The organism is Streptomyces sp. NPDC014995 (genome assembly GCF_043080745.1).
Lineage (GTDB): Bacteria > Actinomycetota > Actinomycetes > Streptomycetales > Streptomycetaceae > Streptomyces.
Genome location: NZ_JBIBVX010000007.1, coordinates 157345 through 183517, shown reverse-complemented (window position 1 = coordinate 183517; position 26173 = coordinate 157345). Strand labels below are relative to the sequence as shown.

Genomic DNA, 26173 nt, shown 5'->3' with positions numbered 1-26173 from the left:
GGTTTCGTCCCGGGGCGGCAGGCACCGAACCCTCCTATCCCTCCCCTGTCCTGAGAGCCGCACATGTCCCCTGCACTGTTGGGCGCCAGACCCGGCGCCGCTCAGCATTCCCGCCCCACCACCCTCCTGTTGCTGTTCCTGGCGCTGATCGTCGCCACGTCGACGATTCTGCTGCCTGCCGCGGGGCGGGCGCAGGCCCTGTCCCGTCCCTCGCAGACGATGTACACCCCGCCCGCGGGCGCGCCTTCGCCCGGTTCGCTGTATCCGCGGGCGCTGCGACTGCAGCACAACGGGTCGGCCAACGGCACCCTGCTCGCCACCTTCGAGCAGTACACCTCCGGCACGCCCGTCTTCCCGATCTACCGCAGCACCGACAACGGCAACTCCTGGAGCAAGCTCTCCGACGTCGCCGACACACAGAACGGCTGGGGCATGCGCTGGCAGCCCGAGCTCTTCGAACTGCCCACGGCCATAGGCGACTTCCCGGCCGGTACCATCCTGGCCGCGGGTGACTCGGTGCCCTCCGACCGGTCGGCCACCAAGATCGATCTGTACGCCAGCACGGACCGCGGTCAGACCTGGAGCTTCGTCAGCAATATCGCCACCGGCGGCGCCGCCTTCGACACGAACGGCAACACCCCGGTCTGGGAGCCGTTCTTCCTGGTCTCCGGGGGCAGGCTCATCGTCTACTACTCCGACCAGCGCGACCCCGACCACGGCCAGAAGATCGTGCACCAGGTCTCCACGGACGCCCGTACCTGGGGCCCCGTCGTGGACGACGTGGCCATGCCCACCTTCAGCAACCGTCCGGGTATGCCGACCGTCGCGAAGCTGCCGAACGGCAAGTACGTCCTGTCGTACGAGTACGGCGGTGCTCCCGAGGGCAACTTCTCCGTCTACTACAAGATCTCCTCCGACCCGGAGGCGTTCGGCTCGGTCACCGGCATCCCGCTGCGGACGACGGACGGCGTGGTGCCCCAGAGCGCTCCCTACATGACCTGGCTGCCCACAGGAGGGCCCAACGGAACCCTCGCCCTCAGCGCCAACAGCGCCGAGGACCTGTTCATCAACACGCAGAACGGCGCCGCGAACACCTGGACGCGCATCAGCGCCAACCTGGCCGGCGGCTACAGCCGCGGCATGACGTCCCTGCCCGACGGTCACAGCCTGCTGATCCTCAGCGCCGGACGCGGAGGCAGCAACCTCTCCAACCCGGTCACTTACAGCACGATCGACCTGGGCGGCGGCGTCTCCGACGGTGCGACCTACACCATGACCAACGCGAACAGCGCTCTGAACCTCACCATCGCCGACGGCTCCACCACCAACGGGACCACCGCCACCCAGCAGAACCCCACCACCTCCACCAACCAGCAGTGGCGCTTCGAGCAGCGGTCCTCGGGCTACTTCAAGATCTTCAATGTCGCCAGTGGCAAGGTTCTCGGCGTCCAGAACCAGTCCACCGCCGACGGCGCAACCGTCCTGCAGTGGGATGACAACGGCACGCTCGACCACGAATGGGCCGTCGCGCCCCACCCGGCCGGCGGATACAGCATCACGAACCGCGTCAGTGGCAAGTTCCTCGAAATACCCAGCGCCTCCACCACCGTCGGCACCACCGCCGTGCAGTGGAGCAGCACCACCTGCGACTGCCAGCGCTGGAACCTCACCCAGACCGCCCTGCCGCCCCTGGGCACCGGCCAGTACGTCCTGGTGAACAAGAACAGCGGCAAGTACCTCGACATCCCGAACGGCTCCACCACCGCCGGCACCGTCGCCAACCAGTGGCAGAACACGGCCTGCGCCTGCCAGCTCTTCACCTTCCAGTCCGCGGGCAGCGGCGCCTGGAACATCAAGAACGTCAAGAGCAACCTCAACCTCGACATCCAAGGCTCCTCCACCACAGCGGGAGCGGCCGTCGTCCAGAACACCGCCTCCAGCGCCGACTCCCAGAAGTGGACCCTCACCGACGCGGGCGGCGGCTACTACAAACTCCGGAACGTGAACAGCACCCTCGTCGCCGGCGTCGCCCAGTCCTCCACCGCCAACGGGGCAGCCGTCGTCCAGTGGGGCAGCGCCAACCTCGACGACCAGCTCTGGAAGATCGTCCGGATCAACTGACAGCTCCCACTTGTGTCATGACCAGGCGCGGGAACCGCAGGCGAAGCGGTTCCCGCGCCTGCCGTCTGCGCCGGCCGACCAGCCGAGGCGCAGCTGACCGCTCCTCTCTACAGTGACCGATGTGAACCTCCTGCCTGCGACGGACGACATCCCCACGACGCGGACCCGTCGGCAGGGCTACCTGCGTGCGATGGGCGTCACCACGCTGGTCCTGCTGGCCGCCGCGGACGTGCTCATCGCCGTCGCCAACGGCAAGACGCTCTGGCCGGTGCTCCTGCTCCTGTCGCTCGGCCTCGCGGCCGTCCTCTGGCCCTCCGCCCGGCAACCCGCGTGGCTCACCCCCCAACTGCGGACCGCCGTACCCGCAGGCGTTTCGCTGGCCTTGACCGCCTTGGCCGCGACGACCGAGCCCGTGCGGACACTCGGCCCCGGTGAAATGGCGGTCCTGCTCTGCCTGTTGTTGATCGCGGTCCGTACCTGCTCACCATGGTGGGCGTGGCTGTGTGCCGTCCTCACAGGCGGAGCGACCGTTGTGGTGCCGCTGCGCTTCTACGACGTCATCGCCAAGGAAGACGCGTTGCTGTTCGCGCTGCCGTTGGCGCTGCTGACCGGCGTTTTCGCCGGCCTCGGCGGCTATCTGCGCTCCCTGGACCACAGCCGTGGCGTCGCGGTCACCGAGACCCGCCGCGCCGAACGCCTCGCGATGGCGGCCGACCTGCACGACTTCGTCGCCCACCATGTCACCGGCATTCTGGTCCAGACACAGATGGCCCGCATGATGGTCGGCAGCGAACCAGATCGCCTGGACCCGGTCCTGGCGGGAATCGAGCACGCGGCGACCGAGGCGCTCGCCTCCATGCGGTTGACCGTCGGTATCCTGCGCGGTGGCCCGCAGGGAACGGCCCGGCTGGAGCCGGGCGAGAGCCGCCCGGTGGGGGACCTGACAGCCCTCGCGGAACTGGTCGACCGATTCGGCGGTCCGACCGGCTCGAAGGCCGAACTGCACCGCGACGCCTCAGTGCCTTCGGATCTGCCCCACGAGGTGCAGGCCGCCGCCTACCGTGTCGTCCAGGAAGCCCTCACGAACGTACGGCGCCACGCCGCCGACGCCACCGACGTCACCGTCGCCCTCGCCCACGCCGACGACACCTTGCGCGTGACGGTGCGCGACAACGGCCGCGCAGGCGCCGCGATGCCGTACGCCGCCCGCGGCGGAGGCTTCGGCATCGTCGGCCTCACCGAACGCGTCACCGCCCTCGGCGGCACACTGCGCACCGGCCCACGCGAGGACCACGGCTGGGAGGTCGTGGCCCTCCTCCCCACCGTGAGACCAGCGGACCCCGGCAGGGCCGGGCATCGCGAAGGGCGCCGCCAACTCCCGCAGTCCACCCGCTCCCCGGCACCGGACTGAGGTCTGACCGCCGGGGCTGCCGCTCCGCTCCGCCCCACTCGACGTGAAGATGATCGCCCGTCGGCAGACTGCTCCGACCGCGGTGCTCCCCTAGTCAATAGCTTACGTTCATAATATTATGTTCGGCAGGCAATGCTCAGCCGGCCCGTCGGCGTTTCGCCCCAGGGCCTGGACAAGGATGTTCAGGAGGAGCGCCATGGCAGGGACACAGCGAATCGCTTCGTTGGCGGGGAAGGTCGCACTCGTGACCGGCGGCTCACGGGGGTTGGGTGCTGCGACGGCACGCCGCCTGACCGACGAGGGCGCCCGGGTCTTCGTCGTCGATCTCCACTCCCCGGGCGCCGACCAAGGCATCGACGAGCGGGTCACCGTGCTGCGCGGTGACGTCACCGACCTCGCCGCCATGTCAGGAGCCGTCGAGGAGACAGTGGAGAAAGGGGGGCGCCTCGACATCGTGATCGCAAACGCGGGTGTGGCGGCCAGGGGTGCAACGCTTCGCGCTTCGGCGCCTCCCAGGATCGATCAGCTCCTCGATGTCAATGTTCGCGGTGTGCTCAACACCGTCCATGCCTCGTTGCCGCGCATCATCGAGAGCAAGGGCCGCCTCGTGCTGCTGTCGTCAGTGTTCGCCTATGTCAACGGCACAGGAACGGTCCCTTACGCGATGAGCAAGGCGGCTGTCGAGCAGCTCGGCAGAGGGCTGCGAGTCGAACTCGCCGCTCATGGAGTCAGCGTCACCACGGCCTACTTCGCCCTGATCGACACCGACATGATTCGGCAGAGCGTCGATGAGGATCCGGCGGCGCGAGCGCTCCTCAACGGCCTGCCGAAGATGCTCCACAAGCGAATCAGCCCCGAGGAGGCGGCGCACGCGATCGTCGCCGGACTGCGCCGCGGGGACGCACGTGTCGTTCGCCCGCGCCGATGGTCCGCGGTCTCAGCCGTGCGAGGCGTACTGGCCCCCGTGATGGACGCCCGAATGGCAGGCGACGGCAAGGTCCAGAGCATCGTCGCAAGCCTTGACGCCCGCGAAGGCGAAGATCTTTTGACCTCCTGAAGCGGCCACGCGTTCCTTTGGCGGGCCGCGATCGGCCACATCGGCGCCGATGCCGACATGACACCGCCCGGCGAGGCAACGGCGTTGGAGACGAGCCTTCGCCGCCAGTGGCGGTTACCGCGGGTGCGGAGGTTGGACATTGAAGTACGATCGTAATATTATCTTCGTACGTCAATGGTGTGGGCGAGGTCGACTACTCCCAACCTCTGAGCCCGTCGAATCAGCGCGTACAGAAATGAGGCTCTCCGTGCGTGACCTCCCGTTCCAGTCAGCCGCGGACCAGTTGAGTGCGCTGGCTTCGGGTGAGATTTCGAGCGCTGAGTTGCTCGAGGTCTACCTGAGCCGGATCGGCGCCCACAACGAAAGGCTGAACGCGATCGTCACCCTCGACGTCGAGCGGGCGCGGCGCGAGGCCGGGAATGCCGACGCGAAACGCGCGAGCGGAGCAGAACTCGGCCCCCTCCACGGTCTGCCGATCACGGTGAAGGACAGCTACGAGACCGCCGGTCTGCGCACGGTCTGCGGTCGCCCTGACCTCAAGGACTACGTACCCGATCGGGACGCCGAGGCGGTGCGCCGGTTGCGCGCCGCCGGCGCGGTGATCATCGGCAAGACCAACATGCCCGCGGGAAACCAGGACGTCCAGGCTGACAACCCGGTGTTCGGGCCAACGCTGAATCCCTGGAACACCGCCCGTACGTCGGGGGGTTCGGCCGGCGGTGGCGCCGTGGCGACAGCCGCGGGGCTGACCGCTTTCGACTTCGGCTCGGAGATCGGTGGCTCGACCCGGATTCCCTCGCACTTCAACGGCCTCTACGGACACAAGGCGACCTGGCGGTCCATCCCGCTCATCGGCCATGTGCCGGGCGCTCCGGGTGTCGGACGGTGGGGGGAGTCCGACCTCGCCTGTGCGGGCGCCCAGGTCCGCGAGGCGCGCGATCTTGTCCCCCTTCTCCTTGCGACGGTCGGACCGCCTGAGCGTGACGGTGGCTTCAGTTACACACTCGCACCGCCCCGGGCGAACAAGCTGGGTGACTTCCGGGTCGCGGTGTGGACCGAGGATGCCCTGTGTCCCATCGACCACGATGTCGAAGCCGCGGTGGACGACGCCCTGACCGCCCTGGAGACGGCGGGCGCGAAGGTCCGACGACAGCCCGCCGACCTCCCCGTCTCCATGGCGACCAGTCACGACGTCTTCCTGCGCCTGCTCTTCGGGGCGTTCACCTACGACCGGTCCGGACTGACGGCAGCCTCCAACGCCGCGCTCCTCGCGCGCGCCGCCCAGCGTTTCCGCACAGAAGCGCGGTATGCCTTGCGAGGAACCTTCCAATCGCACTACAGCTGGCTGCAGGCGGACGTCGCACGCCATGAGATCCGGGAGCGATGGGTCGAGTTCTTCCGGGAGTTCGATGTTGTGCTCATGCCGGTCACGCCGACCACGGCACCGCCCCATCACAACAAACCGATCGACAGGTTCGGACGTCGGATCCAGGTCAACGGGCGGTCCCGGCCCTACTGGGACCAGGTCAAGTGGAGCGCTGTCGCCAATGTGGCCGGCTCTCCGGCGACGACCGTCCCGGTCCGAACAGCCCGGGACGGTCTGCCTGTCGGGCTGCAAGTGATGGGGCCCAGCGGCGGCGACCTCACCACGATCAAGTTCGCCGAGCTCCTCGGCCAGGAACTGGAGGGCTACCAGCCCCCGCCGACCTTCGCATGAAGATCCACCGATCCGTGCCGCCCTGAACGCTAGCCAACAGGCAAACCCTGCCTGGCGCCGAACCCACCTCCAAGGAAAAGCCCCCGATGAACACCCTGGACACCCCCCTCACCCTCCCGAACGGCCAGGTGCTGCCCAACCGTCTGATGAAGTCGGCGCTGAGTGAGACGCTGGGTGACAAGAACAACGCACCGGACGAGCGGCTCGGACGTCTCTACTCGACGTGGAGCCGAGGCGGCTACGGCCTGCTGATCACCGGCAACGTCATGGTCGATCGAGCCCACCTCGGCGAACCGGGCAACATCGTCATCGAAGACGAGCGCGATGTCGACGCCCTCTCACGCTGGGCCGGGACGGCCCAGGATGCCGGTGTTCCGATCTGGGCGCAGCTCAACCACCCCGGGCGCCAGACCAACCCCATGGCACTCGGACACACGCCGGTGGCACCCAGCCCGGTCGCACCGAAGCTGCCCGGAGCCAGGACGCCGCGCGAGCTGCGACCGGCGGAGATCGAGGAGATCATCGAGCGCTTCGCGACGGCCGCGGCCGTGTGCGAGCGAGCCGGCTTCAACGGCGTGGAGGTGCAAGGAGCCCACGGGTATCTCATCTCACAGTTCCTGTCACCGCTGTCCAACCGGCGCGACGACGACTGGGGCGGCGACCCCGAGCGGCGGATGCGTTTCGTCCTGGAGGTCGTCCGACGCATCCGTGCCCGCGTCGCACCCGGCTTCGCGGTGGCCGTCAAGCTCAACTCCGCGGACTTCCAGCGTGGCGGCTTCAGCGAGGACGAATCCCGCGCCGTACTGTCCGCGCTGGCCACCGAAGGCATCGACCTCATCGAGGTCAGCGGCGGTAGTTACGAGTCCAGGGCCATGAGCGGCGAGGCGGCACCCAGTACCAGGGCACGCGAGGCGTACTTCTTGGAGTACGCCCGTACCGTACGCGAACTCGTGGGCGACATCCCGCTCGCCGTCACGGGCGGATTCCGCACCCGCGAAAGCATGCGGCGAGCCGTACAGGCCGGTGAGTGCGACGTGGTCGGCATCGGCAGGCCGGCGATCACCACGCCGGACGCGGCCCGGCTCATCCTCGACGGGCGGGCCGAGATGCTCACCGCACACCAGATGCGCTACGGCATGAGAAGCATGCTCGGCAGAATCGCCGACATCAAGGCACTGGACGGGGCGCTGGACCTGAGTTGGCACACGGACCAGATGCATCGCCTGGGGAGCGGCCTGCTCCCCGACCTGAGTCGCGGTCAACTCGCCACCACCATCGCGATGGTGCGGCGAAACGGCCGTACCTCGTTCCGCTCCAAGCGAGGCGGGTCATGAGGACCTTCAGGCGTCGCCAAGTGGCCCGGTAGGACTTTCACTTCACGAACATCCCGAGAACCAGGAGAGGGAGATAATGCATGGTTCAAGCCGGAACGTGTCCCGGCTGCTGACCGACTCTGCGTCCCGGTACCCGGAGCGCACGGCGATCGTTCTCGGTGGGGACCGGATCACCTACGCCGAATCGTCAAGCACCAGCTCTCCCCGACAACACGGCTCCCGATCGAGCAGCGGTTCGTCGCGGAAGCCGTAGTCGACCCGATGACGACTCTCAAGGCGGCGACGGGGCAGGCGGGGCCCCGGGAGGCCGACGCCCACGCGAGTGTCGTCGTCCTTCTCAGGCCATGAATGCCAGGGCGTTCTCGATTCCCCGTTCGAGGACGTCATCGGCGTCCTTCCGGTCGCTGAGGGCGCGGGACAGTTGCAGCGTCCCGACCATCATGGTGAAGAGCCCTATGGCCTGGCCGCGAGCCGATCGCGGATTCTCAGGGGCCAGGCGGGCGGAGATCTCTTCCACGATGGCCATCGCTCCATCGGCGTAGGCATGCTTGATCCCGTCCTCGCAGCGGCCGATCTCGCCGAGCAGTGCGGCGGAGGGGCATCCGGCATCCGAATGATCCCGGTGTTCGGGCGACAGATAGTCGCGGATGAGGTCCTCGAGTCCCTGACGTCCGGGCCGTAGCGTGCCGTACGTCGCGACCTGTGCGCGCAGTTGGTCTGCGACGACATTGGCGACGAGGTCTTCCTTGGACTTGAAGTGGGCGTAGAAGGCTCCGTTGGTGAGCCCGGCATCCGACATCAGCGTAGAGATGCCGGAGCCGTCGATGCCGTCCTGCTTGAACCGATGGCCCGCCTTCTCGATGATCCGCTGCCGCGTCACCTGCTTGTGTTCCTTGGTGTAGCGCGCCACAGGCTTCCTCCATCGTCTCGCACGCGCACGACCCCAGGCCAAAGCCTGACGCACATAATATTATAACTGACAGCTAACGCGTCGCCCAGTCCTCCAACAGGCGCACTGTGCGTCCGACATGTTCCTCGTGCAGGTAGTGCCCGGTGTCAGGCCAGTGTTCGACGCGGGAGCCGGGGACATGCAGGGTGCCGCGTTCCCAGGTGGCCGCTTGCGCCGAGGTCCATACGGTGAGCGCGGGCTGGGTGCGCCGGCGCAGATACGCCTCGCTGTGCGGGCGGACGCCGACCGCGCCGGAGTCGGTGTACATGCCGGAGTACGCCTGGGCGATGACGTGGTCCGGGGTGCCTAGCATGGTGCGGACATGTGCCGTACGCAGTCCGGCCGGAGCGCCTGCCGGGAAGGCGCCGGCGATGAATTCGGCCGCGGCGCGCGCCCCGCGCTCCCGGTACTCCGCCAGCCGGGCCGGGATCCCCTCGACTTCCGCGCCGTGCGCGCCGTGAGCCGGATCGAGGGCGACGACCGAGCGGACCAGCTCCGGATGCCGTACCGCGAGCAGGTTGACGACCTGGCCGCCCATGGAGTGGCCCACGGCGATCGCCGGCCCGGTGCCCAGGTGCCGGAGCAGCGCGGCGAGGTCGTCGGCCATCTCCGTCGGCGTGTTGCCCTCGTCGGGGACGTCCGACCGGCCGTGCCCGCGCAGGTCGGGGACGATCACGCGGAACCGGTCGGCCAGCGCCTCGGCGTGCGCGGACCACTCCCGGCCGTCTCCACCCCAGCCGTGCATCAGCAGCAGCGGGGCCGCCCGGTCGGGCCCGAATGCGGTGCAGAAGAGGTGGACGCGCTTCAGGTCGATGATCGTCATGCGCGACCGTCCTCAGAGGTCCGGTACGTGGCGTAGGCGAAGTCCGCGTGGACACCGGCGCCGTCGAGGTCCTGCACCCACAGTCCCAACATGGCGCCGGTGAAGCCGAGAACGCGCAACTGGCCGTCGTGGAACTCGTCGGCGTGCTCGTCGGACAGGACCGTGGCGTCGAGCTCGAGCGGCAGCGCCCGAACTCCCCCACCGGTGTCGTACGAGAAGCGCAGGGCCGGAACGTCGAGTTCGGCGTGCAGGACGACCGGGCGTCCGGGCTTCAGCGGTACGGCTGGCTCGTGTGCGACGAGACGGCCGGCCTCGCAGCTCAGTGCCCGCAGGACCGGCGAGCCGTCGTCCTGGGCGGTGACGTACAGGTAGTGCCAGTTGCGGGTGTTGTAGTAGGCCGTCAGACCCGCCAGGTGGTCGGGGGTGCGGGGCGAGAAGGTCAGGCTGGTCTCGAAGGCGCAGCGCGGGGCGGTCACCCGCCGGGCGAGCAGGCTGGGCGTGCGGCGGCCCGCCGGCGACTGACCGCCCCGGATGCGCAGCCGCCCCGGTGCCGGCTCGATCCAGTCGTCGCCGGCCGGGCGGCGCAGCGTGGACCAGTCGGGGCCGAGGACGGGAGCGTCGAAGCAGTCGTTCGCCGGTGGTTCGGCGACGGGCGCCGGTGACAGCGCGGGTGCCGGTACCGTGACGGCGGGTACGGCTCCGGCGATGCGGGGCCAGCCGTCGTCGGTCCAGGTGACCGGCTGGAGCGCGGTCTCCCGGCCGAGCACGCACCGGCCCCGCTCCGTGTGGGGGCGGGCGGCGATGTGGGCGGCGTACCACTGTCCCGTCGCCGTCTCGACGAGGGAGCAGTGCCCGGCCTTCTGCAACTCAAGGGCCGGGTCGTGCCGGGACGTGAGCAGGGGGCCGCCCGGATCGGCTTCGTACGGTCCGAGCAGGTCGCGGGAGCGGGCCACGGCCGCGCCGTGTTCGTATCCGGTGCCGCCCTCCGCGTGCACCAGGTAGTACCAGCCGTCGCGCCGGTAGAGATGCGGGCCCTCGGCGACACCGACGGAGGTTCCGGTGGTGAGGGTGCGGGGTTCGCCGAGCAGAGCCTGGGTCTTGCGGTCGTACTCCTGGATCTCGATCCCGGCGAATCCCTCGCGGTCCGGACGCCAGTCGAAGCGCATGTTCAGCAGCCAGCTGCGGCCGTCGTCGTCGTGGAACAGGGACACGTCGAAGCCCCGGCCGTGCAGCGGCACCGGGTCGGACCACGGTCCTTCGATCGAGGCGGCCGTGGTGACGTAGTTGGGGAGGTCCTTCCAGCCCTCGGCGTAGGTGTCGACGACGGTGAAGACGAGGTGGAACAGGCCGTCCGCGTACGACAGTCCGGGCGCCCAGATGCCGCCGGAGTCGGGGACGCCGGTGAGGTCGAGCAGGCGCCTGCTGTCCAGGACCCCGCCCAGCGACCGCCAGTCGACCAGGTCCCTGGAGTGGTGGATCCGGACGCCCGGGTACCACTCGAAGGTCGAGGTGGCGATGTAGAAGTCGGCGCCGACGCGGAGGATCACGGGGTCGGGTTCGAAGCCGCGCAGGACGGGGTTGTGGATCACGAAAGCTCCGCTCAGAGGGTGAACAGCAGGGTGCCGAAGCCCACGTGGTCACACTGGAACGCCGCGCCCTCCGGGCTGATGTTCCCGATGGCCGCGTACGTCCAGGGGGCGGGCAGGCTGCGGCGCTTGACGTAGTGGTTGAAGGCCATCTCGTAGATCGGGCGCAGGTTGCCGCGCTCGATGGTGGAGATGGAGTTGAACGTGAGCCGGCAGGAGCCCCAGACGGTGTACGGGACGTCGTTGCCGGTGTTGTACTTCGCCGTGTACTCGAAGCCGGCCAGCAGCCGGTTGGAGGAGGCGGAGTACAGGTCCTGGCCCTGGGCCCAGGCGATCTCGCAGGCCTCGGCCATGCTGCCCAGGATGAGCTGGGTGTGGGCCTGGTCGCGGCCGCTGTCCACGCACTGGCCGGACTCCCTGATCACCCGGCTGATCCTGCAGCAGTCGTGCAGGTGGAAGGCGTCGACGGCGGCGTTGTAGAGGGAGGTGTCATTGCAGAACACGCCGAACGCCATCATGGCCTTGATGCAGTTGGTGCCCCAGCCCGCGTCGCCGAACGTCCTCACCAGGGGCACGAAGACGTATCTGAAGAGGTTCTCGGTCTGGGTGATCTCGGCCGCGGACCAGCTGCCCGCGGGGGCGGTGTACCGCATCAGCTCGGCTGCCGCCGCGAGTTTGAAACCATAGATGGAGGCCGCGAGCTGGGCGTCCTTGCCGGTGATCGAGGTGAGGGTGGCGGACCATGCCTTGATGATCTGCAGTGCCTTGGTGGCGTGGGCGGTGGTGCCCGTGAGGTTCCACATCAGGGCGTTCTGGTAGGCCGCGTTGCAGTCGTTCCAGAACTCCCAGTTGCCGATCTCGGTGGTGCCGCGGTCGATGGTCGTGAGCGGGCCCATCATGGCGTAGTTCGACTGCGAGTACGCGTTCGTCCTGAACACGTTCCAGCCGCTGAGCCAGGGCTCGGTGCCGGCCGCGATCCGGGTCTTCATCCGCTGGATGTCGGAGAGCTTGTGCAGCACCCCGGGGTGGATGAAGGAGGTCAGTGCGTCCGCGGTCGGGATCGCGGTGAGCCCGGTGGCGGCCGCCGTGGTACCGACGGCGGTGATCTGCAGGAATCGGCGGCGGCTCGGGGACGCGGGCGTGGTGGGCTGTGACTCGGACATGCGTCTTCCTCTTTCACTCGACGTTGAGTGTTAGGGGGGTGGCAGATGGGGGGGGAGCCGGGCGTCGGCCCGGCTCCCCCGGGGCGGTCAGCCGGCCGCGCGCCGGCCCCGGTACAGCACGAGCGTGCTGCGCGGGCCGACCTTGGGACGCTGTCCGGCGCCGATGTTCTCGCCGGTGGCGAGGTCGCGGGCGGGGCCGAAGTCCTGGCGGGCGGGCAGGGTGTACGTCCGGTCGGTGCTGGTGTTCATGGCGATCAGGTAGTCGCCGTACTCGCACAGATAGAACGGCGCGCGTCCGACGAGCATGGTCTCCACGCCCTCGAAGTGGACACCGAGCGCCGGGTCCGGGACGTCCGCGGGGACCGGGGCCAGGTGGTGGACGTCACCGGCCAGCGACTGGTGCAGGGTGTCGCCGGGCGGAGGAAAGCCGCCGGGCGGGATGTGCCCGGCCCCGGGGTCGTTGATCGCGTAGTCCCACAGGATCCAGTCGTTGACCGTGTACGTGTCGTCGGTGGCGCCGGCCGAGCGCTGGCGGATCGTCGCGGAGCGCTGGTCGGTGGGGGTGAGGTGGTGGATGCGGGCGTAGTCGTTGACGCCCTGCCGGGCGCGCCAGTACAGGGAGGCGAAGAGGAGTTCCGTGCCGTTCTTCACGGCCAGGACGCCGTTCTCCTCGTCGGTGAAGACGAAGTCGGGCCGGTCCCAGGCGGTGGGGATGCGCCCCGGGCGGGCCGGGAGCGCCTGGAAGGCGTCCCAGTCGCGGGAGACCAGGCGCAGCGCGGCGAGGCCGACGCGGGTCCAGGTGTGGTGGACGAGCAGATCGAGCTGCCGGTAGAACTGCCCGTCGTCGACCATCTCCTGGGTCCAGCCGACGATGTCCGGGTCCTTGAACACCACCGCCGACATCAGCGGGTGCGAGTCCCAGGCCGTGCGGGAGGCGTAGGCGACCTCACCGGGGTAGACCTCGTTGCGCCAGCCGACGACCGTCTCGATGCGGGACACGCGGGCGCCCGTCTCGTCGACGTCGACCACCCGGAACCGCCCCCGGGCCTTGATGATCTTCACCATCTGCTCGCGCAGCTCCGGCGCCTCCTTGCCCCGGTATCCGCGCGTGACCGACTCGTACATCATGATCAGCCAGTCGTGGACCTCGCCGTAGCTGCCCACGTACCCCAGTTCGCGGGTCAGACCGGCCCGGCTGACCTGGTGGTAGCTCTCGCCGAGCGGCTTGGTGGGGTTGCCGTCCTCGTCCTCCTTGCCGAGGTAGGGCTTCATGCCGAGCGACTGGTACATGTAGTCGCGGGCCTTCTCCTCCGGCAGGGCGAGCTCCGGGGCGAGCAGGCCGAGGCCGCGGTTGGCCTGGTAGATGCCGATGGCGCAGATCTGCGACTGGTTGGTGTAGTGCGGGAAGTGCTGACGCCAGTAGTCCCGGCTCGACTTCAGCATGTCGATGTACGCGGCGCGCCGCACCGGCTGCTCGGGGGTGCCGGTGTCCGCGGGCGGGGTGACGGTCAGGTCGTCGAACCAGGCGGTGCCCGGGCCGCTCAGCCGGAGATGGAACTCCACCTGGGTGGCGCCGGCAGGCGTCTCCAGGTCGATGGAGACCTGCTCCCAGCCATGGGTGCCCGTGGTGGCGTACTGCCGGTGGTCGCCGCCGACGAGCTTGCCGCTCGCGTCGAAGAACAGCGCGTCGATGTGGGCGCCCGTGCCGGTGACGCCGTCGGTCCGGATCCAGGCGCCGTAGGTGTACTTCCCCTTGCCGACCTGGAGCTTCGCCGTGTTGTACGCCGTGACGAAACCGTTCGCCGCGGTGGCCGCCAGCTTCAGCGACGCGGATCCGGACCGGTTGACGGTGGTGTCCCGGGACCAGGAGGCGTCGGCGGTCTTCCCCCAGCCCGGCACCTCCCAGCCGGAGGGAGTGGCGGCGCCCTGCTCGAAGCCGGGGTTGCGCAGCTCGGTGGGCTTGATCAGGTCGACGGAGTCGAACCAGGCCGTGCCGGGGCCGGACAGGCGCAGGTGCATCTCCATCTGGGTGGCGCCGGCAGGCGTCTCCAGGTCGATGGAGACGTACTCCCAGCCGTGGGTGCCGGTGGTGGCGTACTGCCGGTGGTCGCCGCCGACGAGCTTGCCGTTCGCGTCGAAGAACAGCGGGTCGATGTGGGCGCCCGTGCCGGTGACGCCGTCGGTCCGGATCCAGGCGCCGTAGGTGTACTTCCCCTTGCCCACGCGGGTCTTGGGCGAGTTGTACACGGTGATGAAGCCGTTCGCCGCGCTCGCCGTCACCTTGAGCGAGGCGGAGCCCGACCGGGAGGCGGTGGTGTCCCGGGACCAGGAGGCGTCGGCGGTCTTCCCCCAGCCCGGCACCTCCCAGCCCATGGGAGTGTCGCCGCCCTCCTCGAAACCGGGGTTGGAGATCTCGTACGGCGAGCCGGTCACCTTCTCGTCCAGGCGGTCGCCCAGGTGCTCCCAGAGCAGCGCCAGCACCAGCCCGACCCGGCCGAAGCCCTGCCACTGCTGGTCGGAGCCGGTCATCACGGTCGCGTCGTTCTTCCACGCCATGTACCGGCCGTCGAGCGCGCGCAGGACGCGGTCCAGCGCCGCCGGGCTGTGGTACGCGGGGCTGCCGGACCAGAGGTAGCCCTCGGCGAGCGACTGGAAGGCGAAGGCGTCCATGCCGGCGGGGTTGGCGCCGGTCAGGTAGTGCTTCTGGTCCTTGGCGACGCGTTGACGCACCGCCTCCAGGGTCTCGGGGCCTTCGACGGTACGGGCCTTCGGCACCGGCGCGGGGCCCTGCACCTCGCCCTTGGGCGGGACGAAGTACGGCTCGGTGTGGGTGTAAAGGCGGTAGATGCCCCGCGACGGCGTGGTCATCTTGTAGTACAGCTGGTCGACGTTCTGGCCGTAGGACCAGATGCGGCCCATCGAGCGGATCTCCAGCTTCACCTTCTTCCTGCCCCGGGTGAGCCGCTCCGGAAGCGGCAGGGTGTGGAAGAAGAACCGGCCCGGGGTACGCGGCGCGGTGTCCAGGATGTCGAGGCTGTCGACGGCTCCCTCGTCCTGGTAGCCGATCTGCTTGCCGTCGCAGAACAGCTGCAGCCGCCACATGTTCGTGCCGGAACCCGCCTGCTGCGAGGTGGGGTCGTAGTCGTCGCCCCACAGGCGAACGGTGACGTAGGTGGTGTCGGTCGGGCTGACGACTACGTCGAACTCGAGCGTGCCGCCCCAGTACGTGGCCGGCTCGGTGGGGTTGAGGACACGGGCCTTCTGGCCGAGGCCTCCGGTGACCGTGTCGGAGAGCGTGGCGGTGAGACCGTGCGCCGACTCGGAGCTCTCGTTGCCGAAGACGACGATGTCCAGGGGCTTGCAGACGGCCGGCTCGAAGGCGGCGTCCAGGGCCGGGGCCGCGGCGGCGGACGGGGAGTTCAGCAGGCCGAGGCCGGCCGCGGCGACGCCGGTCGTGCCAGCGTACTTGAGGACATCACGTCTTCTGGGTGCGTTGGGCACGGCTGATCCTTTACTTGAGGCTGCCCATGAGGATTCCGCTGCGCCAGTACTTCTGGAGCGCGAACATGAAGACCGCGAGCGGAACGATGGACAACAGGGACCCGGTGAGGACGAGGGTGTTCATGTCGCGGGCGGTCTGCGCCTGCTGGAGCCAGGAGTACAGCCCGAGGCTCACAGGGAACGTGCGCTCACCGGTGAGCATGAACAGGGGCAGGAAGAAGTTGTTCCAGATGTTGATGAACTCGAGCATGAAGATGGTGATGCCGCCGGTCCGCATCAGCCGCAGCGCGACCGACCAGAAGATCCGCAGCTCCCCGGCGCCGTCGAGACGGGCCGCTTCCATCAGTTCGGTGGGGATGGAGCTGTCCGCGTACACCTTGCCCAGGTAGACCCCGAACGGATTGATGAAGTACGGGATGAGTACGGACCAGATGGTGTTGGTCAGCCCGACCTCGGCGAAGACGAGATAGAGCGGGAAGGCCAGCAGGGTGCTCGGCAGCAGCGAGGCACCGACGATGACCGCGAAGAACGCGCCCCGGCCCCGGAAGTCGAACCGCGACAGCCCGTACCCGGCGGCGAGCGAGACCAGGGTGGAACCGGCCGCGCCGAGTGTGGAGTAGAGGATCGAGTTGCCGATCCAGCGGGTGAACACCCCGTCGTGGTAGGTCCAGATCTCCTGGAGGTTGTCCGCCAGGTGGTTGGAGGAGAACCACAGCCCGAAGGTGGAGTACAGGTCCGTCTGGTTCTTGGTCGCGGAGACGATCAGGAACCACGTCGGGGCGAGTGAGTAGATCAGGAAGAGGACCAGCAGGCCGGTGGTGAGCGCCACCGTGCGGCGGGTGGGGCGCACGCCGCCCCCGGATGCGACAGCGTTCATGACATCTTCCTGTTCGTGACCCGGTAGAAGACGAAGGCGAGAATGCCGGTGACCACGGCCAGGACCAGGGACTCGGCGGCGGCGTACTGGTAGTCACCGGTCTTGAACGCCTTGTCGTAGATCTCCATCATCGGAGTGAAGTCGGTGTTGATCGACTCCGGCGCGATCTGCCGCAGCAGGAGCGGTTCGGCGAACAGCTGCAGCCGCCCGATGAGGGAGAACATGCCGGTCAGCACCAGGATCCCGGTGATGTTGGGAATCTTGACCGACCAGGCGATCCGCCATTCCCGGGCCCCGTCCAGCCTGGCCGCCTCGTACAGCTCGCGGGGCAGCGCCTGCAGCGAGGCGGAGATCAGGATCATGTTGAACCCGATCCCCTGCCAGGTCAGCAGATTGCCCAGGGAGAGGTAGGTGTTGAGGCCGCCGAAGAAGGTGATGTCCGTGCCGGCGCCGTGCGCGAGGTCGAGCAGCGGAGAGCCCGTCGGGCTGTAGAGGAACAGCCAGATCACGGTGGACACCACGGCGGGCACCACGTACGGGATGAGCAGCGCCGCGCGGAAGAACCGCACCGCGCGGGCGGCCACCCCGTCCAGGAGCAGGGCGAGCAACAGCGCGAGGCCCAGCATCACCGTGATCTGCGCCGCACCGAACAGCAGGGTCCGCAGCATGCTCGACCAGAAGTCGCCGTCATCGAGGATGGAGGCGAAGTTGGAGAAGCCGGTGAAGACGACCCGGGTCGGGCCGAAGCCCAGACCGCTGCTCTTCTTCTCCCGCAGGCTCTGGCTGAAGGCGTAGCCGATCGGTACGACGTACGTGGCCAGGAAGCCCAGCAGGAAGGGCAGTGTGAACAGCAGTCCCTTGTGGGCTCCCCGGCTCCCGGCCCGGCGGGGGGAGGACCGCCGGACCGAGGAATCGGTGGCGACCTTCGGCGGTCGCGTCAGGGTGGACACGGGAGTCTCCAGAGGTGGGGCCTACAGAGGCGGGGCCTACAGGGGAGGTCAGCTGCCGGCGACGGCCTTGATGCCCTTGCGGTTGAGGTCGTCCACGGTCCACTTCTGCAGCGAGGTCAGCATGTCCTTGACCGTCAGCTGCTTCTTCATGACCTTGCCCCACTGCTTCTGCATCTCGGAGTACATCGCCGCGTAGTTCGGGCCGTACTGCCACTGCTCGCCGACCCGCGAGGCCGCCGTGGTGATCACCTGCGCGCTGTCCGACTTCCCGTTGAACATCCCGGTCGGGATGATCTTGTCGACGTACGGCGAGACGTCCTTGACCGCGGGGAACAGGCCCGACTTGGAGGCCGGGTCGGTGAGCGCCGTCAGTGACTCCTTGCTGCTGCTCAGCCAGGCGGCGAACTCGGCGGCGCGGTCGGGGTACTTGCAGCCCTTGAGGACGCCGGTGGTGTCGAAGTTGCTGGAGGTCTGCGGCTTGGCGATGTCGAAGGCCGGTGAGTCGGCGAGCTGCCACTTGCCCTTGGACTTGGGGAAGTTGGTGTCGTAGATCGGCAGCTGCCAGGTCGAGGTGGTCATCGCGACGGTCTTGCCGAGATCCCAGGTCTTGAAGACGCCCGGGTCGGCGTACGACGCGTTGGAGGCGAGGTCGCTGTCGACGAGCTGCTGGACGATGTCACCGGCCTTGAGCGCCTCGGGTGAGGTGAAGTTCACGACCCAGTGGTCGCCGTCCACCTTGTACCACTGGGCGCCGGCCTCCCAGGACAGGTCGACGAGCGTGCTCGGGTCCTCGCCCGCCATGTTGTAGATCTTGACGTTCTTGTCCTTCTCCTGGACCTTCTTGCCGGCGGCGATCAGGTCGTCCCAGGTCTTCGGGGCGTCGATCCCGTACTTCTGGAACAGGTCCGCGCGGTAGGCGGTGAACAGCGGCGCCGACCCCATCGGAATGCCGAAGGTGGTGCCGCCGGGGCTGACCGCGTTCCACGCGGCGACCGTGTACGCGCCCTTGTACTTGGCCGCGACCTCGCTGATGTCGGTCAGTAGCCCGTCGGCGGCGAAGTTCGCCAAATTCATCCCGTCCATCTTGGACAGACAGGGCGCGGTGCCCGCGTTCACCGCGGCCCGCAGCTTCTGGTAGGCGGTGTCACCGGCGGCGTTGACGAACTTGATCTGCGTCTCGGGGTGCTCCTTGTTCCACACCTCGGTCTGCGCCTCGATGCCGTCCGTCCAGCTCCAGAACTCCAGTGTGACCTTGCCCTTCGTGGTCGACGAGGCTTCGGAGCCGGCGTCGTCCGAGCAGGCGCTCAGCAGCAGGGTGAGAGAAGCGGCGGCGGCCACCGGGACCAGGCTTCTAGGGCGGAAACGGGACTTGGACATCGGTCCTCCACGAAAGGAACGGGACGGCGCCTGCACGTGGGGGAACGGCGCGGTCAGGGCGACGCGAGGGGAGAGAACGGGTACTGCGCGGCGAGGCAGTAATCGTTTGTTGTCGTGGACGGTACGACCGAGGGAGCCAGATCCACAAGAGGAGGCGCCGGATTGTTTCGCTCGACTTTCCAGAACGTTACGTGTCGATGCGCCTGACCATGGACGTTCGCGCCATCTCGGGACAGGTGGGTGGACTCTCTGTGACGTACCCGTGTCGCAGAGCTGGTCATTGACCGGGCTCTCTGGGGCTTCTAGCGTAGAATACGTTTACTGTGACGCTCAGGCTAGTCGCCAGCCGATCCCGGCACCCCTCCCCAGGAGCAGCATGCATACGTCAGTGCCGCCGTTCGCCCTCTTCGCCATGAATCCGGTACATCTGCCCGAACTCTTCCCGCCTCCGCTGCTGACCCGCCTCCAGCAACTGGCGCGGGTCGACCCCACGCTCGTCGCCCAGGACTTCTCCGATCCCGCCACGGCCGAGGCCCTGGGCCGCGCCGAGGTACTGGTCACCGGCTGGGGCTGCCCGCACCTCGGCGCGGAGGTACTGGCGGCGGCGCCGCGACTGCGCGCCGTCCTGCACGCCGGCGGCAGCGTCCGCCACCTCGTGGGTGAGCCGTTCTGGGAGCGCGGTCTCACCCTCTCCAGCGCGGTGCGGGCCAACGCCCTGCCCGTGGCCGAGTACACGCTCGCCGCGATCCTGCTGGCCGGCAAGGACGCCTTCGCACTCCGCGAACGCTTCCGGGCCGAGCACGTCTACCCCGCTGCGACGGAGTACGCGACGGTCGGCAACCTGGGCCGCCGGGTCGGTCTGATCGGCGCCTCCCGGGTGGGCCGCCGGGTCCTGGAACTGCTGCGGCCCTTCGAGCTGTCGGTGAGCCTCCACGACCCCTACGTCGACGCCGCCGAGGCCGCGGAGCTGGGCGCGGTCCCGCTGGGCCTCGACGAGTTGCTGCGCACCAGTGACATCGTCAGCGTGCACGCCCCCGACACCCCGCAGACCCAACACATGCTCAGCCGCGAGCGGCTGGCGCTCATCCCCGACGGCGGCGTCCTCATCAACACCTCACGGGGCGCCCTCGTCGACCACACCGCGCTCACCGAGGAACTGGTGAACGGCCGGCTCAGCGCGATCCTGGACGTCACCGACCCCGAGCCGCTGCCCGCGGACTCCCCGCTCTACCGCCTTCCGAACGTGTTCCTCACGCCGCACATCGCCGGCTCCCTCGGCAACGAACTGGCCCGCCTCGGCGGCACGGTGGTGACGGAACTGGAACGCCTGACGACGGGGCTGCCGCCTGCCCACCCGGTCCACCGGGCCGAACTGGCGATCAGCGCCTGAGGACTTCGACGCCCACCCGACGGCCGAGGACGCCGCCCGCCCGCCGGGCTCCCGCAACGCCGATCCCGTCGCACCCCACCCCACCCCAGCCCGTCCCTCTTCCCTCGGAGACACCCTTGAACACCACCCAGGCCGGACCGGTTCTCCCCTCCCCACGTGCCGTCTCACCCCTGCGTCCCGCCTCCGCGGCCCGCATCGAGGGCGGCTTCTGGGCCGAACGTCGCCGGGTCAACGCCCGGACCTCCCTCGCCGAGGGCCCGGGGCGGCTGGAGCAGGCCGGCAACCTGGCCAACTTCCGTGCCGCCGCGGCCCTGCGCACCGACGGCGCGGACACCCCGTCCGGCACCGGCTTCTCCGGCGACTTCCAGTTCCAGGACTCCGACGTCTACAAGTGGCTGGAAGCCGCCTGCTGGCAGCTCGCGGACACTCCCGACGAGACACTCGCCACCGAGGTCGAAGCCATCGTCGAGCTGATCGCCGCCGCCCAGCGCGAGGACGGCTACCTCCAGACGTACTACCAGCTCGGCGGCGGCATTCCCTGGACCGAGCCGGGCTGGGGACACGAGCTGTACTGCGCGGGACATCTGATCCAGGCCGCCGTGGCGCACCACCGGGCCACCGGTTCCGACCGGCTGCTCGCCGCGGCCCGCCGGCTCGCGGACCACATCGACTCCGTCTTCGGCCCTGGCAAGCAGGTGGACACCGTCTGCGGCCATCCCGAGGTGGAGACCGCCCTCGTCGAACTCCACCGGACGACCGACGAGAAGCGGTACCTGGACCTCGCCCGCTACTTCCTGGAACGCCGCGGCCACGGCACCCTCTCCTCCGGCGCCGACCGGGGCCACGACCGCGACCCGGGGCCCGAGTACTGGCAGGACCACACGCCGGTCCGCGCGGCGGACGAGGTCACCGGCCACGCCGTACGCCAGCTCTACCTCCTCGCCGGAGCCGCCGACCTGGCCGCGGAGACCGGCGACACGGAACTCCGCACGGCGCTGGAGCGGCTGTGGCGGGACATGGTCACGACCAAGACCTACCTCACCGGCGCCGTCGGCTCCCGGCACGACTGGGAGGCCTTCGGCGACGCCCACGAACTGCCGGCCGACCGCGCCTACGCCGAGACCTGCGCCGCCATCGCCTCCGTCCACTTCTCCTGGCGCATGGTCCTGCTCACCGGCGAGGCCCGCTACTCCGACCTCGTCGAGCGCACCCTGTTCAACGGCTTCCTCGCCGGCGCCGGTCTCGACGGCCGCACCTGGCTGTATGTCAACCCGCTTCATCGACGGGCCCGTTCACACGAACGTCCCGGCGACCAGACCGCCCACCGCACCCCCTGGTTCCGGTGCGCATGCTGCCCGCCCAACGTCATGCGCCTGCTCGCCGGCCTCCCCCACTACGTGGCCACGGCCGACGACAGCGGTCTGCAGCTGCACCAGTACGCCACCGGTGTCTACGGCGGTGGCAGCCTCACCGTGCGGGTGACGACGGAGTATCCGTGGGAGGGCACGGTGACCGTCACCGTCGACGACGCTCCCACCGCCCTGCCGCGCACGCTCTCCCTACGCCTGCCGGCGTGGTGCGTCGACCACACCCTGACCGTGAACGGCACCACCGTCGAAGACGGGACCGACTCCGGCTGGCTGCGCATCACCCGCGCGTTCACCCCCGGCGACACCGTCCGCCTCGACCTCGCGATGCCGGCCCGGCTCACCGTCCCTTCCTCACGCGTCGACGCGGTCCGTGGCTGCGCCGCCATCGAACGCGGTCCGCTGGTCTACTGCCTCGAGCAGACCGACCAGCCGGGCCGGCTGGACCCGGATTCGATCACTGTGGCACCGGACGTGCCGTTGACCGTGCACAGCCGCCCCGAACTGCTCGGCGGGGTACGAACAGTGAGTGTCGCGGGGAACCGGCTCCCCACCGACGATCCGTCCGGCGACTGGCCCTACCTGCCGTACGCCTCGGCGGCCTCCGGCGAACCCCAGGAGAGCGTCGAGCTGACGGCAGTGCCGTACTACGCCTGGGCCAACCGCGAGACGGGCGCCATGCGGGTCTGGCTGCCGCTGGCCGCCCGCGGGTAGCTGTCGGCGCGGTCAGCAGGCCCGACAGTAATCGATTACTGAGATTCGTGAACCAGTCACCCCATCCAGTGTCCGCGAGGGTGCGCAGTGCAGTAACGTCAAGGTGTGACAGCGAATGGAAACGGTTCTCCCGCAACGCCCGCCTCTCCCGCTTCCAGGCGTCGACGCAAGAACCAGGCAGGTGAAGAGCGCCCCAGCACGATTCGCGATGTCGCCGAACGGGCGGGGGTGTCGGTAGCAACCGTTTCCCGGGCACTGGCCGGCAACTATCCCGTCTCGGACGCCACCCGGGAGCGCATCATGGCTGCCGTGGAGTCGCTGCACTATGTGGTGAACGTCCACGCCAAAGCCCTCTCCGGGCGGGTGGCCGGTCCCGTCGCGCTGGTCCTGCGGGACATCACCGGGCCGTCGCTGGCCCATGTCGCCGCCGGGGTCGAGCAGGAGGCGGCCCTGCGGGGCCGGCTGAGCCTGGTCTGCGCCACTCACGGAGACACTGCCCGCGAGGACGACCTGGTGCAGTTGATGCGCGAGCAGCACGCTGCCGCGGTGGTCCTCGTCGGCGGGGCGGTGCAGGACGAGGTCTACTTCCAGCGCATGACCGAGTACGCGCGCGCCCTGGACGCCGCCGGGTCACGTCTGGTCCTGGTCGGCCGCCCGCCCCTGCCCGGGGATCACCCGGTCACCGTCGTGGACTACGACAACCGCGGAGGCGCCTTCCAGGCCGCAGACCATCTGTTCGTCCAGGGCCACCGGCGCGTCCTCTTCCTGGGCGGCGACCCACAGCTCAGTACGGGGGTGCAACGGAGGGAGGGCTACCTCCACGCCCTGCGCGCGCACGGCGTGGAGTACGCGGAAGAGCTGGACGTCCCCGGTCCGTACACCCGCGTCTCCGGCTACCAGCGCACGAGGGACGCACTGAAGGCGGGGGTCGACTTCACGGGCGTCCTCGCGGGGACGGACATGGTGGCCCTCGGCGCGTTGGCCGCGCTCCGCGACGCCGGGCTCAACGTCCCCCGGGACATCTCCCTGGTGGGCTTCGACGACGTCCCCTTCGCCGCGGACCTCACCCCGCCGCTCACATCGGTCCGGGTGCCGTACGAGGATCTCGGCCGAACCGCGGTCCGGCTCGCCCTGGAACGCAGCGAACGCATCAGCGGCGACGACCATGTCGTCCTGAGTACGCAACTGGTGATCCGTCAGTCCGTACGCCGCCCGCGTCCGTAAGGCCGGTGAGGCTCATCGTGGTTCGGTCGCGAACCCTGGCCGGCGGGAACAACTCCACAGATCCTGCCGTGCGCGGCAGGGGCTTCGGTCGACGCACGCTCCACCCGAAGGTTGCTCTTCAATCAGTCACGAAGACGGAGATGGCACTGATTCAGTGATGTCGCTGGTCGCCCCGGCCACGGCGGCCGGGCCCGCCGCACAGCATGCCCAGCAGCCAGTTGAAGGGATTCTGTGACCAGGGATGGGGGTTCGCCGACGGCGGCACAATGTTCCTCGGCGCATCCAGCGTCATGTTCGAACGGTACCGATACCGCGGAGCTCGGATCCCGACTCCGTGGACCATCGAATCGGCAGCCGATAACGGCTGACCACTGGACAAGTCACGTGGAGAGCCAGATGCGTTCAGACACGCACGTCCGGTTCGGGTCGGCGGCTCGGGGAAACCGAACGACGGCAACGTCGTCACCGCGCCCCGAGCCGACCGCACAACCTCAAAACGGATCGGCCGAGCCGAGGAGGTGACGTCCTTGAGCCAGAGCACGCATCAAGGTCATGGTCAACGGACCGGATTCCATCCGTCGGTTCCGGCCAGGTACTTCTGGGCGGTGTAGTCGGCGGCCTCGGCGGCGGTCAACTTCGGTGCGTTCGCGCCCTGGCCGGCTCCGAGGCCGGAGTTGTTGTACTCCCTGAACCGGGCCGACTGCCAAGAATAGTCGGGCATCATGTTGGTCCAGGGCTGAGTGTCGTTGAACTGGCCGGCGATCGTGCTGTCCCGGACCAACGCCTGAGGCCATGCCTCCGCCGTGTTGTGCCAGGGCCGGCCGAGGTACTTCGTCCTTATCAGGCCGTTGGCAGTCAGGTTGCTGTGGGTGATGAGGATCCCGTACTTCTTCCTGTAGTCGGTGTTCGGCGCCACGACCGTGCCGCCGGGCCAGTCGAGCATCTGAAGGGTGGACCGGTCGATCACCGCGGTGGCGTTGCCGAAGACGAAGTCCACGTCGCCCCGGACGAAGCAGTTGTAGAAGTACTGTCGGGCCTGGGTCGTGGGAGTCTCCCCCTTGACGAGCAGGGTGTCCTGGTGGCTCATGATCGCGACGTTGTCGTACACCTGCCGGTCACCCATGGCGGCGACCGCGACGGCCTGGGTCTCGTACGGATCGATCTCCGGGTGGGCCGCGCGGTCGAACCCGTTGCTGATCGTGAGGTCCTTGACGGTCAGGTTGGGCGGCCTGAAGGTGGCCACGGCGCTGCCCTGGGTGCCGTACTTCAGGCCGGTCGCGGGGTTGATCATCCCGTGGCACCGGGTGTTGTAGATGATGACGTCCGAGCGGTTGCCGGTGACGCCCTGGATCGTCAGCCAGGACTTGTCCCTCGGGACGCTGATGGCCTCGTGGTAGATGCCCTTGTCGATGAAGATGGTGTTCGCGCCCGACTCGGGGGCGGCGTCGATCGCGGCCTGCACGGTCCAGTAGTCGCCGGTACCGTCGGGCGCGACCAGCTTCGTGCTGCCTTCCAGGAGACCCCTGCCCTTGGTGCCCTTGCCCGAGTGGTGGGCCATCATGATCAGGCTCGCGAGTGCCACCGCGGTGGTGATTTCGACGCCGGCGATAAAGATGGGAGCTGCGAGCACGGCGGCGCCCGCGACGACCGCGGTCAGGAGCGACGAGCTCATCAAGCCCCAGTTGTTGTGCTGCTCTATGTGTTGGGGGGTGACCGTGTATGCGTCACCGTTGCCGAACGCCCTGGCGGTATCGGCCGCCTGGTTCAGGAACCGAGCACCTTCGGCGATGGCCACGATGACCTGCAGGATCGCCGGCGCCGCGATCCTGACGTAGCCGGCGGTGGAGTTGGCTCCGTCGTGGAGGGTCATCACCGCGGCGCTGAGGCTGCTGGGACTGATCCGCATGTTGTCGCGGACCGCGCCCTGTCCTCTCAGGGCATCGTATCCGGCGAGATTCTGGTACCTGAAGTTCGTGGTCTCGGTCGTGGCACCCGGCAGCAACAGTCCGGGCTCCAGCGGGAAGTAGCGACTGGCGTTGCCCGCCGAGTCCGTCCAACTCACGTTGCCGTTACCGTGATCGGTACCGGGCCGCCATCCCATGACATAGGCGTCCGACCGACGCATGAAGACCCGGATGAACTCGCCCAAGTCGCCCTCGGAGTACATGTCGACGGTGATGTACTGGCCCGTCCCGTCCTCGTCGGTGACGTAGACGGGACGGCCCCCGTCCGGCCTGACCTGGTGGGAGGAGACCCGTCTCTTGATGGCGTTGATCAGCTCGGCGTAGCGCTTCTTGGCTTCTTCCCGCTCGTAGCTGTTGTGCCAGGTGATGTCCGAGCCGGGCGCGGCGACGGCGCTCGAGGCGGAGCCGACCACCAGGCCCAGGCCGCCGCCGGCCAGTACGCCGGCGGCCGTCATGGCGGCGAGAAATGACCTTCGGGGAAGTCCACCCTGTGTTTCAGTGGTCACAACGAGTTCCTTCTGTGATGAGCAACCCATTGATTCGGATTGCAGCGCGCACGGCGGTTGCCGATCTTGACGATGACTTGCATGTCGGCACGGGCCGAGTGCTGGGGGCGGGGTGCACCGTTGAGCACGGCTCCGAGGCCTG

General features: G+C 68.8%; 18 protein-coding genes. 8 read left to right on the top strand and 10 right to left on the bottom strand.

Annotated features, from left to right (window positions below; all coding sequences use genetic code 11):
- The first annotated feature begins 63 nt into the window (after positions 1-63).
- From ACF1A1_RS16380 to ACF1A1_RS16360, 5 genes are all read left to right on the top strand, one after another.
- Positions 64-2121, top strand: a complete 2058-nt coding sequence (locus ACF1A1_RS16380; RefSeq protein WP_392000414.1) for an RICIN domain-containing protein — start codon at positions 64-66, stop codon at positions 2119-2121.
- Positions 2122-2233: 112 nt separating this feature from the next.
- Positions 2234-3532: a sensor histidine kinase gene (locus ACF1A1_RS16375; RefSeq protein ID WP_392000413.1), complete on the top strand. Its 1299-nt coding sequence runs from the start codon at positions 2234-2236 to the stop codon at positions 3530-3532.
- Between the two features lie 196 nt (positions 3533-3728).
- Positions 3729-4589, top strand: a complete 861-nt coding sequence (locus ACF1A1_RS16370) for an SDR family NAD(P)-dependent oxidoreductase (RefSeq protein WP_392000411.1) — start codon at positions 3729-3731, stop codon at positions 4587-4589.
- Between the two features lie 247 nt (positions 4590-4836).
- Positions 4837-6306 (top strand): amidase, encoded by a 1470-nt coding sequence (locus ACF1A1_RS16365; RefSeq protein WP_392000410.1) that lies wholly within the window; start codon positions 4837-4839, stop codon positions 6304-6306.
- 86 nt (positions 6307-6392) lie between these two features.
- Positions 6393-7640 carry an NADH:flavin oxidoreductase/NADH oxidase family protein gene (locus ACF1A1_RS16360; protein ID WP_392000408.1) on the top strand — a complete coding sequence of 416 codons (1248 nt, stop codon included), beginning with the start codon at positions 6393-6395 and terminating at the stop codon, positions 7638-7640.
- 337 nt (positions 7641-7977) lie between these two features.
- On the opposite strand, the gene ACF1A1_RS16355 is transcribed toward ACF1A1_RS16360, so the two are convergent.
- The 8 genes from ACF1A1_RS16355 to ACF1A1_RS16320 all read right to left on the bottom strand — a co-directional run bounded on the left by ACF1A1_RS16355 (position 7978) and on the right by ACF1A1_RS16320 (position 18866).
- Positions 7978-8550, bottom strand: coding sequence for a TetR/AcrR family transcriptional regulator (locus tag ACF1A1_RS16355; RefSeq protein WP_392000407.1), 573 nt, complete (start codon positions 8548-8550; stop codon positions 7978-7980).
- A gap of 73 nt (positions 8551-8623) precedes the next feature.
- A complete protein-coding gene (locus tag ACF1A1_RS16350; protein ID WP_392000406.1) occupies positions 8624-9412 on the bottom strand; it encodes an alpha/beta fold hydrolase in 789 nt (262 codons plus the stop codon).
- Positions 9409-11001 (bottom strand): glycoside hydrolase family 43 protein, encoded by a 1593-nt coding sequence (locus tag ACF1A1_RS16345; RefSeq protein WP_392000405.1) that lies wholly within the window; start codon positions 10999-11001, stop codon positions 9409-9411. The genes ACF1A1_RS16350 and ACF1A1_RS16345 overlap by 4 nt, the downstream gene beginning before the upstream one ends.
- Positions 11002-11012: 11 nt before the next feature.
- Positions 11013-12161 (bottom strand): alginate lyase family protein, encoded by a 1149-nt coding sequence (locus ACF1A1_RS16340; RefSeq protein WP_392000403.1) that lies wholly within the window; start codon positions 12159-12161, stop codon positions 11013-11015.
- A gap of 87 nt (positions 12162-12248) precedes the next feature.
- Positions 12249-15662: a Tat pathway signal sequence domain protein gene (locus ACF1A1_RS16335; RefSeq protein WP_392000401.1), complete on the bottom strand. Its 3414-nt coding sequence runs from the start codon at positions 15660-15662 to the stop codon at positions 12249-12251.
- 10 nt (positions 15663-15672) lie between these two features.
- Positions 15673-16539, bottom strand: a complete 867-nt coding sequence (locus ACF1A1_RS16330; RefSeq protein WP_392000400.1) for a carbohydrate ABC transporter permease — start codon at positions 16537-16539, stop codon at positions 15673-15675.
- Positions 16536-17489, bottom strand: coding sequence for a carbohydrate ABC transporter permease (locus ACF1A1_RS16325; RefSeq protein ID WP_392000398.1), 954 nt, complete (start codon positions 17487-17489; stop codon positions 16536-16538). Before ACF1A1_RS16325 ends, ACF1A1_RS16330 begins: the two co-directional genes overlap by 4 nt.
- A 48-nt stretch (positions 17490-17537) precedes the next feature.
- Positions 17538-18866: an ABC transporter substrate-binding protein gene (locus tag ACF1A1_RS16320; RefSeq protein WP_392000397.1), complete on the bottom strand. Its 1329-nt coding sequence runs from the start codon at positions 18864-18866 to the stop codon at positions 17538-17540.
- Between the two features lie 376 nt (positions 18867-19242).
- Here ACF1A1_RS16320 and ACF1A1_RS16315 point away from each other — a divergent pair, with 376 nt between their 5' ends.
- From ACF1A1_RS16315 to ACF1A1_RS16305, 3 genes are all read left to right on the top strand, one after another.
- Entirely contained in the window at positions 19243-20256 is a 1014-nt protein-coding gene (locus ACF1A1_RS16315) for a hydroxyacid dehydrogenase (protein ID WP_392000396.1), read from the top strand.
- Positions 20257-20372: 116 nt separating this feature from the next.
- Entirely contained in the window at positions 20373-22337 is a 1965-nt protein-coding gene (locus tag ACF1A1_RS16310) for a glycoside hydrolase family 127 protein (RefSeq protein ID WP_392000395.1), read from the top strand.
- Between the two features lie 105 nt (positions 22338-22442).
- Positions 22443-23561, top strand: coding sequence for a LacI family DNA-binding transcriptional regulator (locus ACF1A1_RS16305; RefSeq protein WP_392000394.1), 1119 nt, complete (start codon positions 22443-22445; stop codon positions 23559-23561).
- 151 nt (positions 23562-23712) lie between these two features.
- On the opposite strand, the gene ACF1A1_RS16300 is transcribed toward ACF1A1_RS16305, so the two are convergent.
- Both ACF1A1_RS16300 and ACF1A1_RS16295 read right to left on the bottom strand, forming a co-directional pair.
- A complete protein-coding gene (locus ACF1A1_RS16300) occupies positions 23713-23853 on the bottom strand; it encodes a hypothetical protein (protein ID WP_392000393.1) in 141 nt (46 codons plus the stop codon).
- 264 nt (positions 23854-24117) lie between these two features.
- On the bottom strand, positions 24118-26031 hold the full coding sequence (locus tag ACF1A1_RS16295) for a pectinesterase family protein (protein WP_392000391.1): 1914 nt from the start codon (positions 26029-26031) through the stop codon (positions 24118-24120).
- Positions 26032-26173 lie beyond the last annotated feature (142 nt).

What these genes read in the sequence shown, in the direction of transcription:
- ACF1A1_RS16380 (WP_392000414.1), top strand. Translation starts at nt 64, where the DNA reads ATGTCCCCTGCACTGTTGGGCGCCAGACCCGGCGCCGCTCAGCATTCC.
- ACF1A1_RS16370 (WP_392000411.1), top strand. Translation starts at nt 3,729, where the DNA reads ATGGCAGGGACACAGCGAATCGCTTCGTTGGCGGGGAAGGTCGCACTC.
- ACF1A1_RS16360 (WP_392000408.1), top strand. Translation starts at nt 6,393, where the DNA reads ATGAACACCCTGGACACCCCCCTCACCCTCCCGAACGGCCAGGTGCTG.
- ACF1A1_RS16350 (WP_392000406.1), bottom strand. Translation starts at nt 9,412, where the DNA reads ATGACGATCATCGACCTGAAGCGCGTCCACCTCTTCTGCACCGCATTC.
- ACF1A1_RS16340 (WP_392000403.1), bottom strand. Translation starts at nt 12,161, where the DNA reads ATGTCCGAGTCACAGCCCACCACGCCCGCGTCCCCGAGCCGCCGCCGA.
- ACF1A1_RS16330 (WP_392000400.1), bottom strand. Translation starts at nt 16,539, where the DNA reads ATGAACGCTGTCGCATCCGGGGGCGGCGTGCGCCCCACCCGCCGCACG.
- ACF1A1_RS16320 (WP_392000397.1), bottom strand. Translation starts at nt 18,866, where the DNA reads ATGTCCAAGTCCCGTTTCCGCCCTAGAAGCCTGGTCCCGGTGGCCGCC.
- ACF1A1_RS16315 (WP_392000396.1), top strand. Translation starts at nt 19,243, where the DNA reads ATGCATACGTCAGTGCCGCCGTTCGCCCTCTTCGCCATGAATCCGGTA.
- ACF1A1_RS16300 (WP_392000393.1), bottom strand. Translation starts at nt 23,853, where the DNA reads ATGACGCTGGATGCGCCGAGGAACATTGTGCCGCCGTCGGCGAACCCC.